This window comes from Achromobacter sp. K91 (assembly GCF_003576205.1).
GTDB classification, from domain to species: domain Bacteria; phylum Pseudomonadota; class Gammaproteobacteria; order Burkholderiales; family Burkholderiaceae_B; genus Achromobacter; species Achromobacter aegrifaciens.
On sequence record NZ_QWFB01000012.1, the window covers coordinates 13443 to 26926 of the forward strand.

A 13484-nucleotide genomic window follows, 5' to 3' on the forward strand; every position below is an offset into this window, starting at 1 on the left:
TTGAGTGAGCACTTTGTCCCGCATTGCTCCAAGGGCAGTCGGAAGCTCTTTCAGGTGGATTTCTTAGAAATCAGAGAATTAGAAGAACTATGCTTTTCTGTAGATTTATATTGACACTCTCCTCGCTATTCGCTTCCGCAGGCTGCTCCTTCATCATGGGCTCGCCGCCGGCAGCCTTGGCAACGAACCCGGAACCTCGCGAAATGATCAGTCCGGTGCTGATCTACACCACCGATTGCGATTTCAGAAAGAAGATTGATAGCGTCGGTTTCATAGGTGCCAGGACAGCCTATCCTGCGACCTACGCTGCCGAATCAGTATGCAACGCATTGAATGCCGAACTGCCAGGTGCCATGGACGCAGCGGGAGTTAAGGCTGTATTCAAGTTGCGCAAGTTCGATCTCAAGACGGCCAGACCGGAAACGATGAACGAGGATGCGTTGGCGGCTAGTGTCAAATATGTGGTTGCGGTGAGCGAGCCAGGCGCATTCGAGGGTTCCCAACAGTATCCTGCCAGTGTGTCGGTGGGTATCCGTCTGTATGACGCAGAGTCGGGCGAGTACCGTGGCGTGGCGGAGGATACGTATGGGATCTCTCTGCGTGATTTTTCAAATCGTGGGCCGAATGCCGAGGGACAGCGGATCGCGGCGGATGTCGCGAATAAACTGGCGCGCTCCATGATACAGCGGTGCACCGAAAAGTACCCTTACCAATGCCACAAGACCGGTCTGCTGCGTTTCGCGGAACCTCGCGATGCGTTCGGGAAATAATCTGTAAATTAGTAGAGCGTCGGATTTTTTTTAGCTGTGAAAAAAGGTGTCAGACTACATTTTCGATAGTTGGAGTTTTTATCTCAGCCGAAAATGTAGTCTGACGCCTTTTTATACTGTTACGATATTTACGGAGCGGGCTGCGTGCAGTAGTTGTTTGGGGGTGGCTGAGCAGTTCAAAGCTAAGTATCCGAATATTCAGGTTAATATTTTGGATAACAATGGTGTGGTCATGCGACCTCCGAAAGGAAATTAATGTGGAACAAGATCGTGTTTCCTATTTTCAAATTAAGAGCTGGATTTTGGAGAACTACTGGGACGGCTGCCGGGATCATGGGCCGTTCCCCACGGGCAAGGGACAAAGAGGATGGACACTAGAGCAGATAGCGTCTGACGTTTACGATGGATATGCGGGGGGAGAGGGTAGCTTTGATTCTCCCCTGGAGTACTTGATGCTTGAGGTTGTTTGTTTGGTTTTGGCTTGCTGGTATCCGGCACAAGCCGAATATCATAGAGCGCAAATCTGTCGTTTGCTTTCGGAGCATGCTCTAGATAATTTGCTTCAATTGGTGCATCAGGACGAGAATGATGAGTTTAGGCACGATCTAAGCATCTTAGGATTTATATAGTAAATAAGATAGCGTCTTGCCCGTCAAGAGATTAGGCGTAATCCGGGCGATAGGATGAACGCGTTTTGAGCACACCGAAGCAGAGATGAGCAAGCTTTCTCATTGCAGCGCCGAGCGCGGACATCTTGCTTTTACCGGCGTCTAGCAGTCGGGCGTAGAGGGCTTGAACATGCGGGTTATAGCGCGTGGTCACAATCGCGGCCATGTACAGCGTTGCTCTCACTCTGAGAAATAAGGTGTCAGACTACATTTTTCAAACCTGAAAATTTAGTCTGACACCTTTTTTGAGCGAATTATGAGTACGGGTATTGGAGTGTTGGTCGTTTGTTTAGTATTCATGTTTATAACGTGGTGTTTGTTTGGTCGAGTGGAACGTCATGGAAAACGGGAAAAATTCCTGTACTGGCTAAAATCGACCGCAATCACAGCTTTTGCTCTTATGTTGTGGTTTTTATATAGTGAGCCGACTTGGAATGTTTTTTATTCCTCTTTGTTTTCTTTTGGATTTGCAGGATTTATGAATCTATGCCGATCTCAGGCTGGCATGATGCATACTTAGAAAGTGGGTGTTAATTAATTTAATTTTTTATATTAAGGTCTGGTGGCATGTTGTTTCAATTGTTGGTGGGCGATCCCCTCCCGCGTGGGAACCATTTCGGAATTTTTCGCTGATTTGCCGTCTGTTTGAAATTTTCTTGCCGGAAGAATAAAAAAGGTGTCAGACTACATTTTCCAAATCTGAAAATGTAGTCTGACACCTTTTTTTGACATTTTTTAAATGGTACGCCCAAACTGGAACCGGCGGGATCTACACCGCGAAGGGAGATCCCGCAAAATGGGTGGCATATGAGGTTCGTGATGGAGTACGTATGCGCGTCGTGTATCAGCCAGCAACAGGGGAGGTAATTACCGCTTTCCCTGATAATGCACCAATTCCACCCTATAAACATATAAATTGATTTCTATGTACTCGGATCGCATTATAAAATTTGGAAATAGATTCAAAGGAAGAATTAGTTCCTTCCTGCTTCAGGACACGTTGGACTATATCTCATACAATGAAGAGGGCTTGGCCTTCGAAATTCTATGTGATCATCTTTGTGAGTACGATATCTTGATAACGGATGAGGAGTATGTGGAGGCTATTAAATTGGCTTCTGACATGGGATTAAGTTTGGAAGAAGGACCTTTCAAGCACTTGGCAGGACTAAGAAAATAAGCAGTGAGAAAAAGAGACCGTCTTGTCCGTCAAGAGATTAGGCGTAATCCGGGCGATAGGATGAACGCGTTTTGAGCACGCCGAAGCAGAGATGAGCACGCTTTCTCATTGCAGTGTCGGAAAAAAAGGTGTCAGATTACATTTTCCAAATCTGAAAATGTAGTCTGACACCTTTTTTACACAACAGGTCAAGCTTTACTCGGATGCGTTGGGCGACAGTGCGGAAGCACAAGCTGCACGCGCCGCGCTGCACACGTTGGTGGGATGTGCTGGAGGCTCGGCGCGCGGTGAGGGTTGCGGGGCTTCCGCGCTAGGCGCGGGAGCTGCCTCCGTGGTGAACGCCTTGTTGGATGCAGCCAGCGGCAAGTCTGGTTCGGCGTTGTCACCGGAAGACAAGGAGGCTCGTAGCAATCTGGTGTCCTCGCTGTTGGCAGGCGTCGCAGTCGGGCTGGGAGCAGATGCGAGGGCGGTGGTCAACAGCGGCAGACTGGAAACGGAGAACAACGCGGTAGCGACCCTGCTCAAGCGCGGTGGTATGGCGGCGCTAGGGGCTTGCTTCCGGTCACCAACATGCGAAGAGAAGGTGATCGGGCCAGTTGCATTCGCAGTGATCACAGCGATGACCGCAGACTTGATGGGCAAGACGCCTGGCTTATCGGAGGACCAAGCGCTGTTGTTGGCGGTTGTTCAGTACATCGCCACCGGTGGCGAGCCACAGAACATTCCAGGGAAACCCGGAGACCCGGTGCCACCGGTGGGAGTGCCGCCGGGTGGTGGTGTGGGAACGGTGCCGGATACGCAGTTGCCTGGTAAGTCGGGGGATGTGCCTGAGAGTGGTGGGGTGCCAGGACAGGAGAATAAGGGGCCGTGGGTGGGGGTCACGACCACTACGCCGTTGCCGGATGAGCCGGGGCCATGGTTAATATTTGATAAAGGCGATCTTGGTGGCTCAGAGTATGAAGAACGAGCGCTACCGGGGATCGGTCGACCATTTCGTGAGCCAAATCCTGATTTTCCACCTAACCATGATGTTGTGGAAGCGATGAGTGATCCGCGGGTGCAGAAGATGGTGAAGGATGTTACGTGCGCAGATTGCTCGGACATTGCGGCCTACTTGTATAAGGGCGGCGGGACAAAAGGGGGCAATATTGAATGTTAAACCCGCTCTGCGAAATAACCTGAACGTTCTGGAAAATGGAGTATTAGAAAAAAGGCAAACTTACCATCAAGTTTACTCCGATGGGCAGTACGTATACGATCCACGAGTGTCGTCACGACCGGTGCCGCAAGGTGATTGGCTTCAATTGATGAAAGGGACCAATCCTGACGGAATTTCAATTTCAAAGATTAAGTAGGGGGCGGCATGAATAAGAGTCTGGCTGATGGTGATGAACTATATAAAGTAATAGAAGAATTTTCCGATTTGGAATGGAGAAAGTTCCAGACGAGAATGGTAATGGTTAGATTGAAAGGGGGAGGGGTCTATCAGAGAGATAATTCCAAAGCCCCTCCGTTTACCACAATTAGATTTAGGGTTGAAAATCGAGAATTTGTCGAAGAACTGCGAAAGGCAGTAGAAGGCTACGAGGGAGATATGGTTTGGAAGATGTTTCCGCACCAAAGATTGATGTTTCCGGATGTCAATTGGGTGATTCGTCCTGCTTTTGTTGACGAAGCGGTTGCAATGGCGGGAGGGGATGTAGGGAATTCACAAGATTTTATGTCGGAGCATTATCCTGACTTTGCGTTGAAAGCGTATAAAGATATGTTGGGATTGGCTGAACATGTTCGCAAAGAGCTTGAGAAAAAATATAAGATATGAGATTAAGGCGTCAGGCTGGAATTGCCAGGGAGTATGGTGTCAGGATGGGAAAAATATGCCGTCTTGTCCGTCGAGATATTAGGCGTGAGAAAAGGTGTCAGACTACATTTTCCAAATCTGAAAATGTAGTCTGAGCTAACCCGGGTTTTCCGGACACCCGAAGAAGTAGACAATACTTGAAGGAGGTGTCCCATGGATAAATCCAAACCCGAAGGCAAGCCGCTTGAAGCCAAACGCCCGTATCACAGTCGAGAGTTCAAGATCGAGGCGGTCAGACAACTGGAGGAAGGCAAGGTCAGCGGCACGCAACTATCGCTGATGCTGGGCCTGAAGCGGTCGATTATTTACCGATGGAAGAAAGAGCTGGCTACACACGGCCCAGACGTCTCATTTCCCGGTAAAGGCAAGGCTCGCACCGACGAGCAGACCGAGATTCAGCGCCTCAAGCGTCAGTTGGCCGAGGTCACCGAAGCGGGAACTGCCGTGAGGTACGCCTTTGTGCAGGCTCATCAGCAGCAGTTCCGGGTCGCTCGGTTATGCCGGGCCTTGCACGTCAGCCGCAGCGGATATTACGACTGGCAACGTCGTGAACCCTCGGCAAGGCAGCAAGAGGACGTCAAGCTGCTCGCGGCCATCGAGCAGACCCATCAGACCTGCCGGCAAGTGTATGGCGCGGAAAAGACCTGGCGCGCGCTTAACGCCAACGGCGTGGCGTGCGGCAAGCATCGCGTCGCAAGACTGCGACGCCAGGCCGGCATCGAGGCGCTGCGCAAGCAGCGGTTTCGTCGGCTGGAGAAGCATTCGCTGCTGGGGCCAGCCCCGAACCGCCTGCAACGTCAGTTCACCGTGCAATGTCCCAATAAAGTCTGGGTGGGCGACATAACGGTTGTACCAACACGGACAGGCTGGCTATATCTGGCCGTACTGCTGGATCTCTACTCTCGGTCGGTGATCGGCTGGAGCATGGCGGAGAAGGCCGACCGCAGGTTGTTGGTTCATGCACTTCAAATGGCCCTAGCCCGGCGCCGTCCCGATCCTGGACTGTTGCACCACAGCGATCGCGGTGCGCAGTACAGTTCGGCAGAGTACCGAGGCATGCTTAAGGACCACGGCATCATCATCAGCATGAGCGCCAAGGGGGGATCCCTACGATAATGCCGTCGCAGAGAGCTTCTTCAGCAACTTAAAGAAAGAATTAACGCATCACAAGGTCTTCCACAGCAGGGAGCATGCGCGGCTGGCGATCTTTAACTACATTGAGGTTTTCTATAACCGCCAGCGAATCCACCAGGGGCTAGGTTATCGAACCCCTGCCCAGGTCGAGGCCTCCGTGCCTTAACCAAACTGTCCGAGAAATCCGGGTCAGCTCAGTCTGACACCTTTTTAAATTAAATAGGCGGGGTGGCGGACGGCCTTGTCAACGCCGGTTAGTGGGCGTGGCGTTGGGTATGCTTGAGAATTAATAAAACGATGTTTATTTTTTTTTGGCGCCATTCGGCCAAAAATAAAAAATCAGAACGGCATTAAGAATAGCCGTGCCTTGCCGTTAGGAATAAGTAGAGGAAGCATGGTTTTTGGCTTCCATCTGGAACGGTAGGGCGTAGAAATCCTGTCTCAATGCAGCGCTGCGGGGCGATGCATAGGGGGAACGCTGGATAGATTGAATCAATAAATAACCGTCCATCGGACGGTCCAGCCAGGATTCCCCTCCACGCAACCTGTTCATGTCCAAGGTTTTGGACGAATGGGGCGTGGCCTGCGACTGCCGAAGTGGTATCGGAATGACAAATCTTCGAATAAATAATATTCCAGCTTGAGATAGCTACGATTCGTCAGCTATCCCCAAAGTCAAGGAAGAATTCGAATAAATAATAGACCTCACAAAAAAGGTGAGGCTGGCACCCTGCGGAGGGCTGCTTTGGTACTTGGTGCCATACGGGTTTGTTTTTGAAGTTCTGGAGGATCATGAAGTTCGTAAAAAAAATACCTTACGGGCTGAAGCGCGCCGTTTTTCGCGCGTCTCCGGCCCTTGCCAGAACACTAGGCCTGGATTTCCGCTTGCGGGTGCCTAGCCGGATGTTCATGGAGCAAGAAGTCTTCAAGTACGTCAATCAGCAGTTCCGCCGCGCGGCGACCGCTCCGGCTGCGAGGTGCTTGTTCATCGGCTTGGATAAGCACAACTGGCACTACGACCGTCTGCTGGACCTAGACTTCTATTCGATAGACCTGAATCCGCGCAATGCGGCCTACGGCCCGCCCGGCAGGCACGTGGTAGGTTCGGCGACCGAATTGTCTTCGTACTATCCGCCGAACAGCTTCGATGTGATTTTTGCAAATGGGCTTATCGGTTTCGGTTTGGATACCGAGGAAGCGTTCAATCAGCTGATGTTCGAATGCCATCGCGTCCTGGCCAGCGACGGGATGCTGGTGCTGGGCTATAACGACAAGCCCGACCGTCTGAGCTTCAAGGTTGAACAGGCTGCAGGCTTTGAGGCCTTCAAGACTTTTGAACCCGGCATAACAGGAATGACTGGCGCGCGTCACATCGTGGCGGACGGGTTCCGGCATTGTTATGTGTTCCTTCGTCCACGGCGCTTGGGTCATGCGGCGGGCCAGATGGATCTGGTTGCTGCGGCCTGACCGGGTCGCGGCCGCTACATTTTTCCCATTTCTGGCCGTTAATCGTAGGTCCTTTGGGGCGTTCCGCGCTTGTGCGGAGCGCCCGTATTTATGGAACCGGAACAGGCTTTTCTCATGATCATCGGTATCGACCTGGGTACGACAAATAGCTTGGCGGCCCTGTGGCAGGACGGCCGGGCGCGCCTGGTGCCCAATCCGTTGGGGAGCTTTCTGACACCCTCCTGCGTAAGCCTGGATGAAGATGGCCGTGTGCTGGTGGGGCAGGCCGCCCAAGAGCGCCTTCAAACGCATCCCGAGCGCACCGCCGCGTTGTTCAAGCGGCACATGGGCAGCGACAAGCTGTTCCAGTTGGGCGACAAGGAGTTCCGCGCCGAAGAACTATCGTCGCTGGTGCTGCGCGCGCTGAAGGCAGACGCCGAAGCCGTGCTGGGCCACCCGGTTACCGAGGCCGTGATCAGCGTACCGGCCTACTTTTCCGACTCGCAGCGCAAGGCAACGCGCAACGCGGGGATGTTGGCGGGCCTGACCGTCGAACGTCTGGTCAACGAACCCACCGCGGCCGCCCTGGCCTATGGTCTGCACCAGAGCGAGGACGAGACTCAGTTCCTGGTTTTTGACCTTGGTGGCGGCACGTTCGATGTGTCGGTGCTGGAACTGTTTGAAGGCGTGATGGAGGTGCGCGCCACCGCCGGCGACAACTTCCTTGGCGGCGAGGATTTCGTCAATGAGATCGTTCAGAAATTCTTCGATACCCATGCGCGGGCGGCGGCTGCGCGCGAGGACCGGCGCTTCATGCAACGGCTGCTGGCGCAGGCTGAAAGCGCCAAGCGCCAGTTGTCGACGCAAGCTGCAGCCCGCATTGCGCTGGACTGGCGCGGCGAAGAATATGCGTTCGAATTGAGCCAGGAACTGCTTGGGCAGTTGTGCACGCCGCTGCTGACGCGTTTGCGCATGCCGGTTGAGCGCTCATTGCGCGATGCCAACATCAAGAGCCATGACATCGCCACCGTGGTGCTGGCGGGCGGCGCCACGCGCATGCCGCTGGTGCGCCAGCTGGTCACGCGCATGTTCGGCCGCTTTCCGAATGCCGAGATGGATCCCGATCAAGTGGTGGCGGCAGGCGCTGCGGTGATGGCGGGGCTAAAGATGAAGGACCAGGCGCTGGAAGAGGTCGTGATGACCGACGTATGTCCCTACACGCTGGGCATCAGCACCACGCGCACCACCTCGTCTGGACAGCGTTTGCCGGGCCAGTTTTCGCCCATCATCGAACGCAACACCATCGTGCCGGTCAGCCGCCAGGAAACATACATGCCGATGGAAGACGGCCAGGGCGAGGTCGAGCTGCACATCTACCAGGGAGAGTCCCGCCTTGTCCGCGACAACATCCTGCTAGGCACCCTGAACATGCCGTTGCCGCGCTTGTCGCGGTTGGAAAGCGCCATCAATGTGCGTTTTACCTATGACGTGAACGGATTGTTGGAGGTCGAGGCTGCGCTGGCGCAGGGCGGCGCGGCACAACGTCTGGTGATTCAGGGCGGCGGCACGCAGATGAGCGACGCCGATATCCAGCGCCGCCTGGGTGTATTGGCCGAGTTGAAGATCCATCCCCGGGAGCTGGCGGTCAACCGCGCCTTGGTGGCGCGGGCCGAGCGTGTCTACCAGGTGGCGCGCGGCAATGACCGTGAACTGCTCGCCCACGAAATAGTGCTGTTTGAACAGGCGCTGGAAACCCAGGAGGAGCGGCTTGCCGTGCGTGCCGCAGAGCGGCTACGTCGCGTGGTCGACGTCCTTGAACGGGCCGCCGTGTTTGCTCCAGGTTTTGATCCCACACAACAGGACTAGTACGGTGGCAGCAGCGAGCTTTACCAGATTGGGCATCGAGCCCACCAGCGACCAGAAGGTCATCCGCCGCGCCTATGCGGCGGCGCTCAAGCGGATCGACCAGGCCGCTGACCCGGAAGGCTTTGCCAACCTGCGCGGCGCATACGAGCATGCGCGATCCTGGGCCGAGATACAGATCGAGGAAGGGGAATCCGCCGCTTGCAGTGCGTTGCCTTTGTCCGACGCGCCGCAAGCGGGACCTGACGCAGCGCCGGGGGACACGCCCGAGTTCGCGCCCGAGTCCGGGATGGAAGCGGTCCCGAGGCAAGCACCGCCAGCGCATGCGCAGGAGCCAGGGCCAGCGGTTCAAGCAGAATGGTTTCCGCCATCCCGAGAGGAACTGGAAGCAGATATCGAGCACTGGACCGGCCGCCTGATGCAGGCGCCCGATGACGAGGTTGCGCAGATGCTCGCTAGCGCCCTGGCTGACCGCCGGCTAGACCATCTGGAGGCCAGGGACGCTCTGGCCTGGAGCCTGGCCCGGGCGATGCGCCTGCAGCCGGACGGCCGCCTGGCGCTCTTCAATGGCGCGCGCCGGGCGTTCGGCTGGAACGGCCTGAGTGCGCCATTTCCGCATGACCAGGACCTATCCGATTGGGTCGACATGCTGTTGGACCAGATGGAGCAGTACAGCCAGCTGCCGCCGCCCTTGCGTGTGCGCCTGGATGCAGTCCTGAGGTTGGCGCACAGGTGGGCTGAACCCAATCTTGTACAAGCGTACTGGCATGGAAGGGATTTCGCACAGTTGTTGGGCATTGCGCCTGATCTGTCGGTGCTGGACCTGGGATGGGCGCGCATCGAGGCATGGCGCGCGGCTTCCGCACGCTTTGACCGCGGCCGGAACGCGTTGCGGTGGTTGGCGGCCAACAAGCTGAAGATGGTGCTTGCGGCGATTTGCGTCATGGGATTGGTTTTGATGTACCGGGACGCGCGCGACGGCACGACCTACGAGAAGCCAGGGCCGACCCGGGAGCAACTGGCGAATGGCCTGGTGACCGTGCATGCGCAACGCGCGGCACCCGAAGTTCAACCCTGCCAGGTTCGATCTCCGCTTTCGCCGCCGTTGGGTTGTCCCGTGGCGCAGGCGGATCAGGCGTCGCCTGAGCCATGGCCGACGGCCATGCCCAAGACGCTGGTCATTACCGGCGTTCCCGCGCTGTCCTATCCACCGCAGGCCAAGTCGGCTGGGGCCAAGGGCACAGTCTGGGTACGTGTGATGCTGGATGCGCAGGGCAAGGTGCTGCGTAGCGCGCTGATGTTCCCATCAGGGAACCGCACCTTGGATCAGGCTGCCGTCGAAGCCTCGGGCGCGGTGCGCATGATGCCCGCGATCCAGGATGGCAACGCAGTGCCGAGCCAGGCGCTGCTTGTGTTCAGTTATGAGATGGACGTTCCGTGAATCCGGTGTTGACGTGCAGCTCCGCCCGCGATGATAAAAAAAGGAGATTGACAGCATCATTCTCATCGATCCCGGAACGGCCATTTCACGACCCGCGACGCCAAGTCAGTTCGCAACGTGAATGCCGGACGCCAGGAATCATGGACGCCTTGAGCCTTGTCTTGCAGGTCCGGACCTGCGGTCTGCTGCCGCTACAAGAATAGGTAAATACGAGTCCAGAAAAACTCAGAATAGAAGAAAAAGCCTCAACCTAGAATTCAAAAAAATGACGCTGATGGCCTGCTGGAAGGCCACTCGGATATAGGCGCTATTCGGGGTTTTAGGGATCATGAAGTTCATTAAAAAAATATCGTATGCCCTGAAACGCGCGGCTTTTAGGGCTTCTCCGGCTCTTGCCAAATCGCTAGGCGTCGATTTCCGGCTGCGTGTGCCTAGCCGGATGTTCATGGAGCAGGAGGTCTTCGACTACGTCAATGAACATTTCCGCCGCGGCGCGGCGGCGCCGGCGGCCAGGTGCCTTTTCATTGGCCTGGACAAGCACAACTGGCATTACGACCGGCTGCTGGATCTGGACTTCTATTCGATCGACCTGAATCCGCGCAACGCCGCCTACGGCCCACCCAACAGGCACGTGGTGGGTTCGGCGACTGAACTGTCTTCGTACTATCCGCCGCATGGCTTTGACGTGGTGTTCGCCAACGGACTGATCGGCTTCGGCCTGGATACGGAAGACGCATTCAATCAGTTGATGTTTGAATGCCATCACGTGCTGGCCGACGACGGGATGCTGGTGCTTGGCTATAACGACAAGCCCGATCGGCTGAAATTCAAGGTCGAGCAGGCGAAGGGATTTCAGGTCTTCAAGACATTCGAGCCCGGAATAGTGGGAATGACGGGCGCGCGCCACGTCGTGGCGGACGGGTTTCAGCATTGTTATGTGTTCTTGAGGCCGCGGCGCCTTGGACTGGCGCAGCAGGGCGTGGCTTGGTAGGGGCATCGCAAAGCGCAAAGCGGCCCGCCATGTCAAAAACGTAATCCCGCTATCCGCTTTCTGTCCGCATCGCTTTCCTAGAATTTGATCGTGCAGTCCCCTCCACGATACATAGGAAACAAGCATGCAGATCATCCGCAAAGCCGCATTCATCCTGGCACTGTCGGCCGCCGCTACCGGCGCGGCGCTGGCGCAGTCCGCGCCGCCGCCCGCTGGTTTGGCCAATCCTTATGGCCCCTCGTTGACGCGCGCCGAAGTGCTGGCCGACCTGGCGCTCTGGAAGCGCGCGGGGGTGGACCGGTTCTGGCGCGGCGAAGAGACGCCGGACATCTATAGCCCGGAGTACAAGGCGGCATTCACCGAATACTTCCGCCTGCGTTCGGGGCCGGAGTACCAGGCTGAAGTACAACGCCAGAACGCGTCGCGGCGATAGCCGCCGGCGCGGCAGGAGCGCCCGGCGTGGCCGAATCCTCCGTGATCAATCCCCCCGAGTCCAGCCCCAGGTTGCAGCTTGCCGACCTGGAGCTGGACTTGTTGCGTTGCCGCGCCTACCGCGACCGGCAGTTCCTGCCGCTCACGCCCAAGGAATTCGGCTTGCTGGCCTTTCTGATGCAGCGGCCCGGGGTCGTGTGCTTGGGATGGGAGCTGGCCGAGCAGGTCTGGAAAATGAAGCTGCATATCCACGACAAGCGCAATTTCAAGTCGCATGCGGTTGCGGTCGCCATGCGCAGGCTGCGCAAGAAAGTGGACGCAGGCCCGGGGCCCAAGCTGCTGCATACGATACGGGGCGGCAGCTATATGCTGGCGGCGGGTCCTTTGTGATCGGCACAAGCCTTCATGCGCGGCCGGCAACTGCGCGGTGTCAAAAAAACGCGCGCCGGAAAGGCGCGCGGCGATCATCTGGCCTTCCCTTCGCGGAGGAGGGCGCGATCAAGGGACTCCCTGCATACAGCGTCTTGTGAAAGCGTGCGCTAGAACCGGTGGCGGATGCCCATGTTCACTTCGGTCGCCTTGACGTTGTCCAGGAACGCCCAGTTGGTGGTGTAGGACGCCACTGCGTACAGGTCGGTCCGCTTGGACAGGTTGTAGTTGTAGCCCAGGCTGTAGGTGTTGCTGGTGGCATCGCCGCCCGTGAGCAGCTTGTTGTTGGCGTCGGCGCGCTGCCACGATGCGAACGCGCCGCCGGATTTGCCGACCGGGGCGGCCAGCGCCAGCATGTAGGCGTTGGAGCGGAAGCCCTTGACGAAGGCGTAGGACGGCGTGCCGGTGAAGCCGCCGATGCTGCCGCCATTGGGGAAGCCTTTGCCGGCGAACCAGCCGTCGGTCGTGCGGTTATAGGCCAGGGCCAGCTTGACGACCTCGAAGTCGTAGGAGCCGCCGACGATGTAGGAGCGCGGCGTGGCGTCGGTCTGGCTTGGGCTCAGCTTGTTCGAGGCATTGAGCTGGTCGTAGGTGGCAAAGCCCATGATGGGGCCGCTGTCGTAGCGCAGGCCGGCGGTGATGGCGCGGGTGTTGTCGGCGGTGGCGAAGCCGGTCTGGGCGAGGCGGCGGTCGTCGGCATTGAAGGCGTAGCCGACGGCGCCCTTGAAGCCGCCCATCGACGGGGTTTCATAGACGACCAGGTTGTCGTAGCGCACGAAGTAGGCCGAGCTGAAGCCCAGGCCAGCGCCGGTGTTCAACTGATTGAAGCCGCCGCCGAACGACGAGCCGAACATGCCGGTGAAGTAGCGCGCGGCGACGTTGTATTGCCGGCCCAGGCGGACTTCGCCCCAGTCGGCGCTGCCCAGGCCCACGGTGGCTTCGCGGCCGAACAGGCGGCCGCTTTGCAGCGAGTTGCCGTTGCGGCTGTCGTAGCCGGACTCCAGCTGGAAGAGCGCATACAGGCCGTCGCCCAAGTCTTCCTTGCCGCGCAGGCCCCAGCGCGAACCCGCTGTGGTGCCGGTGGTGGATCCGATGCGGCTGCTGTCGACGCGGGTGCGGCTGCCGGTGGCGGGATCGGTGTAGGCGCCATCGACGTTGGCGTAGCCGATGCCGGTGTCGATAAGGCCATAGAGCGTGACGGAAGAGGGCTGCGCATAGGCGGCGCCAGACAGTGCCGTGGCGGCCGCCGCGGCGTATAGCTTTTTCATG

Annotated in this window: 14 protein-coding genes and 3 pseudogenes; 15 read left to right on the forward strand and 2 right to left on the reverse strand. The window is 57.1% G+C overall.

Going from position 1 to position 13484, the window contains the following annotated elements:
* The first annotated feature begins 203 nt into the window (after positions 1–203).
* From DXK93_RS02320 to DXK93_RS31780, 3 genes are read left to right on the forward strand one after another with little or no spacing between them, the layout of a single operon-like run.
* Complete coding sequence (locus DXK93_RS02320; protein ID WP_119449256.1) at positions 204–770, forward strand: hypothetical protein; 567 nt, start codon at positions 204–206, stop codon at positions 768–770.
* Between the two features lie 46 nt (positions 771–816).
* Positions 817–1026: a deaminase domain-containing protein gene (locus tag DXK93_RS32575; protein WP_119449257.1), complete on the forward strand. Its 210-nt coding sequence runs from the start codon at positions 817–819 to the stop codon at positions 1024–1026.
* Between the two features lies 1 nt (position 1027).
* Positions 1028–1399 carry a hypothetical protein gene (locus tag DXK93_RS31780; RefSeq protein WP_147400213.1) on the forward strand — a complete coding sequence of 124 codons (372 nt, stop codon included), beginning with the start codon at positions 1028–1030 and terminating at the stop codon, positions 1397–1399.
* Between the two features lie 31 nt (positions 1400–1430).
* Here the strand turns inward: DXK93_RS31780 and DXK93_RS02330 are convergent.
* Positions 1431–1625: pseudogene (locus DXK93_RS02330) on the reverse strand (IS110 family transposase); the annotation flags it as partial.
* Between the two features lie 550 nt (positions 1626–2175).
* Here DXK93_RS02330 and DXK93_RS02335 point away from each other — a divergent pair.
* From DXK93_RS02335 to DXK93_RS02380, 12 genes and pseudogenes are all read left to right on the forward strand, one after another.
* Positions 2176–2358: pseudogene (locus DXK93_RS02335) on the forward strand (hypothetical protein); the annotation flags it as partial.
* A gap of 5 nt (positions 2359–2363) precedes the next feature.
* Complete coding sequence (locus DXK93_RS32580; RefSeq protein WP_119449258.1) at positions 2364–2618, forward strand: MafI family immunity protein; 255 nt, start codon at positions 2364–2366, stop codon at positions 2616–2618.
* Between the two features lie 331 nt (positions 2619–2949).
* Positions 2950–3777, forward strand: a complete 828-nt coding sequence (locus DXK93_RS31785) for a hypothetical protein (RefSeq protein WP_147400214.1) — start codon at positions 2950–2952, stop codon at positions 3775–3777.
* A 204-nt stretch (positions 3778–3981) separates the two neighbouring features.
* On the forward strand, positions 3982–4440 hold the full coding sequence (locus tag DXK93_RS31790) for a hypothetical protein (RefSeq protein WP_147400215.1): 459 nt from the start codon (positions 3982–3984) through the stop codon (positions 4438–4440).
* 192 nt (positions 4441–4632) lie between these two features.
* On the forward strand, positions 4633–5595 hold the full coding sequence (locus DXK93_RS02345) for an IS3 family transposase (RefSeq protein WP_119449259.1): 963 nt from the start codon (positions 4633–4635) through the stop codon (positions 5593–5595).
* Positions 5596–5617: 22 nt separating this feature from the next.
* Positions 5618–5779: pseudogene (locus tag DXK93_RS32585) on the forward strand (IS3 family transposase); the annotation flags it as partial.
* A 626-nt stretch (positions 5780–6405) separates the two neighbouring features.
* Complete coding sequence (locus tag DXK93_RS02355) at positions 6406–7080, forward strand: class I SAM-dependent methyltransferase (protein WP_119449359.1); 675 nt, start codon at positions 6406–6408, stop codon at positions 7078–7080.
* 114 nt (positions 7081–7194) lie between these two features.
* Positions 7195–8925 carry a molecular chaperone HscC gene (locus DXK93_RS02360; RefSeq protein ID WP_119449360.1) on the forward strand — a complete coding sequence of 577 codons (1731 nt, stop codon included), beginning with the start codon at positions 7195–7197 and terminating at the stop codon, positions 8923–8925.
* Between the two features lie 28 nt (positions 8926–8953).
* Positions 8954–10363, forward strand: coding sequence for an energy transducer TonB (locus DXK93_RS02365; RefSeq protein ID WP_119449260.1), 1410 nt, complete (start codon positions 8954–8956; stop codon positions 10361–10363).
* A gap of 328 nt (positions 10364–10691) precedes the next feature.
* Positions 10692–11354 carry a class I SAM-dependent methyltransferase gene (locus tag DXK93_RS02370; protein ID WP_119449261.1) on the forward strand — a complete coding sequence of 221 codons (663 nt, stop codon included), beginning with the start codon at positions 10692–10694 and terminating at the stop codon, positions 11352–11354.
* Between the two features lie 124 nt (positions 11355–11478).
* Positions 11479–11787, forward strand: a complete 309-nt coding sequence (locus DXK93_RS02375) for a DUF4148 domain-containing protein (protein WP_119449262.1) — start codon at positions 11479–11481, stop codon at positions 11785–11787.
* Between the two features lie 26 nt (positions 11788–11813).
* Complete coding sequence (locus tag DXK93_RS02380) at positions 11814–12176, forward strand: winged helix-turn-helix domain-containing protein (RefSeq protein WP_119449263.1); 363 nt, start codon at positions 11814–11816, stop codon at positions 12174–12176.
* 149 nt (positions 12177–12325) lie between these two features.
* Here the strand turns inward: DXK93_RS02380 and DXK93_RS02385 are convergent, their stop codons facing one another.
* Entirely contained in the window at positions 12326–13483 is a 1158-nt protein-coding gene (locus tag DXK93_RS02385; protein ID WP_119449264.1) for a porin, read from the reverse strand.
* Between the last annotated feature and the right edge of the window lies 1 nt (position 13484).

What these genes read in the sequence shown, in the direction of transcription:
- DXK93_RS02320 (WP_119449256.1), top strand. Translation starts at nt 204, where the DNA reads ATGATCAGTCCGGTGCTGATCTACACCACCGATTGCGATTTCAGAAAG.
- DXK93_RS32580 (WP_119449258.1), top strand. Translation starts at nt 2,364, where the DNA reads ATGTACTCGGATCGCATTATAAAATTTGGAAATAGATTCAAAGGAAGA.
- DXK93_RS31790 (WP_147400215.1), top strand. Translation starts at nt 3,982, where the DNA reads ATGAATAAGAGTCTGGCTGATGGTGATGAACTATATAAAGTAATAGAA.
- DXK93_RS02345 (WP_119449259.1), top strand. Translation starts at nt 4,633, where the DNA reads ATGGATAAATCCAAACCCGAAGGCAAGCCGCTTGAAGCCAAACGCCCG.
- DXK93_RS02355 (WP_119449359.1), top strand. Translation starts at nt 6,406, where the DNA reads ATGAAGTTCGTAAAAAAAATACCTTACGGGCTGAAGCGCGCCGTTTTT.
- DXK93_RS02360 (WP_119449360.1), top strand. Translation starts at nt 7,195, where the DNA reads ATGATCATCGGTATCGACCTGGGTACGACAAATAGCTTGGCGGCCCTG.
- DXK93_RS02370 (WP_119449261.1), top strand. Translation starts at nt 10,692, where the DNA reads ATGAAGTTCATTAAAAAAATATCGTATGCCCTGAAACGCGCGGCTTTT.
- DXK93_RS02375 (WP_119449262.1), top strand. Translation starts at nt 11,479, where the DNA reads ATGCAGATCATCCGCAAAGCCGCATTCATCCTGGCACTGTCGGCCGCC.
- DXK93_RS02385 (WP_119449264.1), bottom strand. Translation starts at nt 13,483, where the DNA reads ATGAAAAAGCTATACGCCGCGGCGGCCGCCACGGCACTGTCTGGCGCC.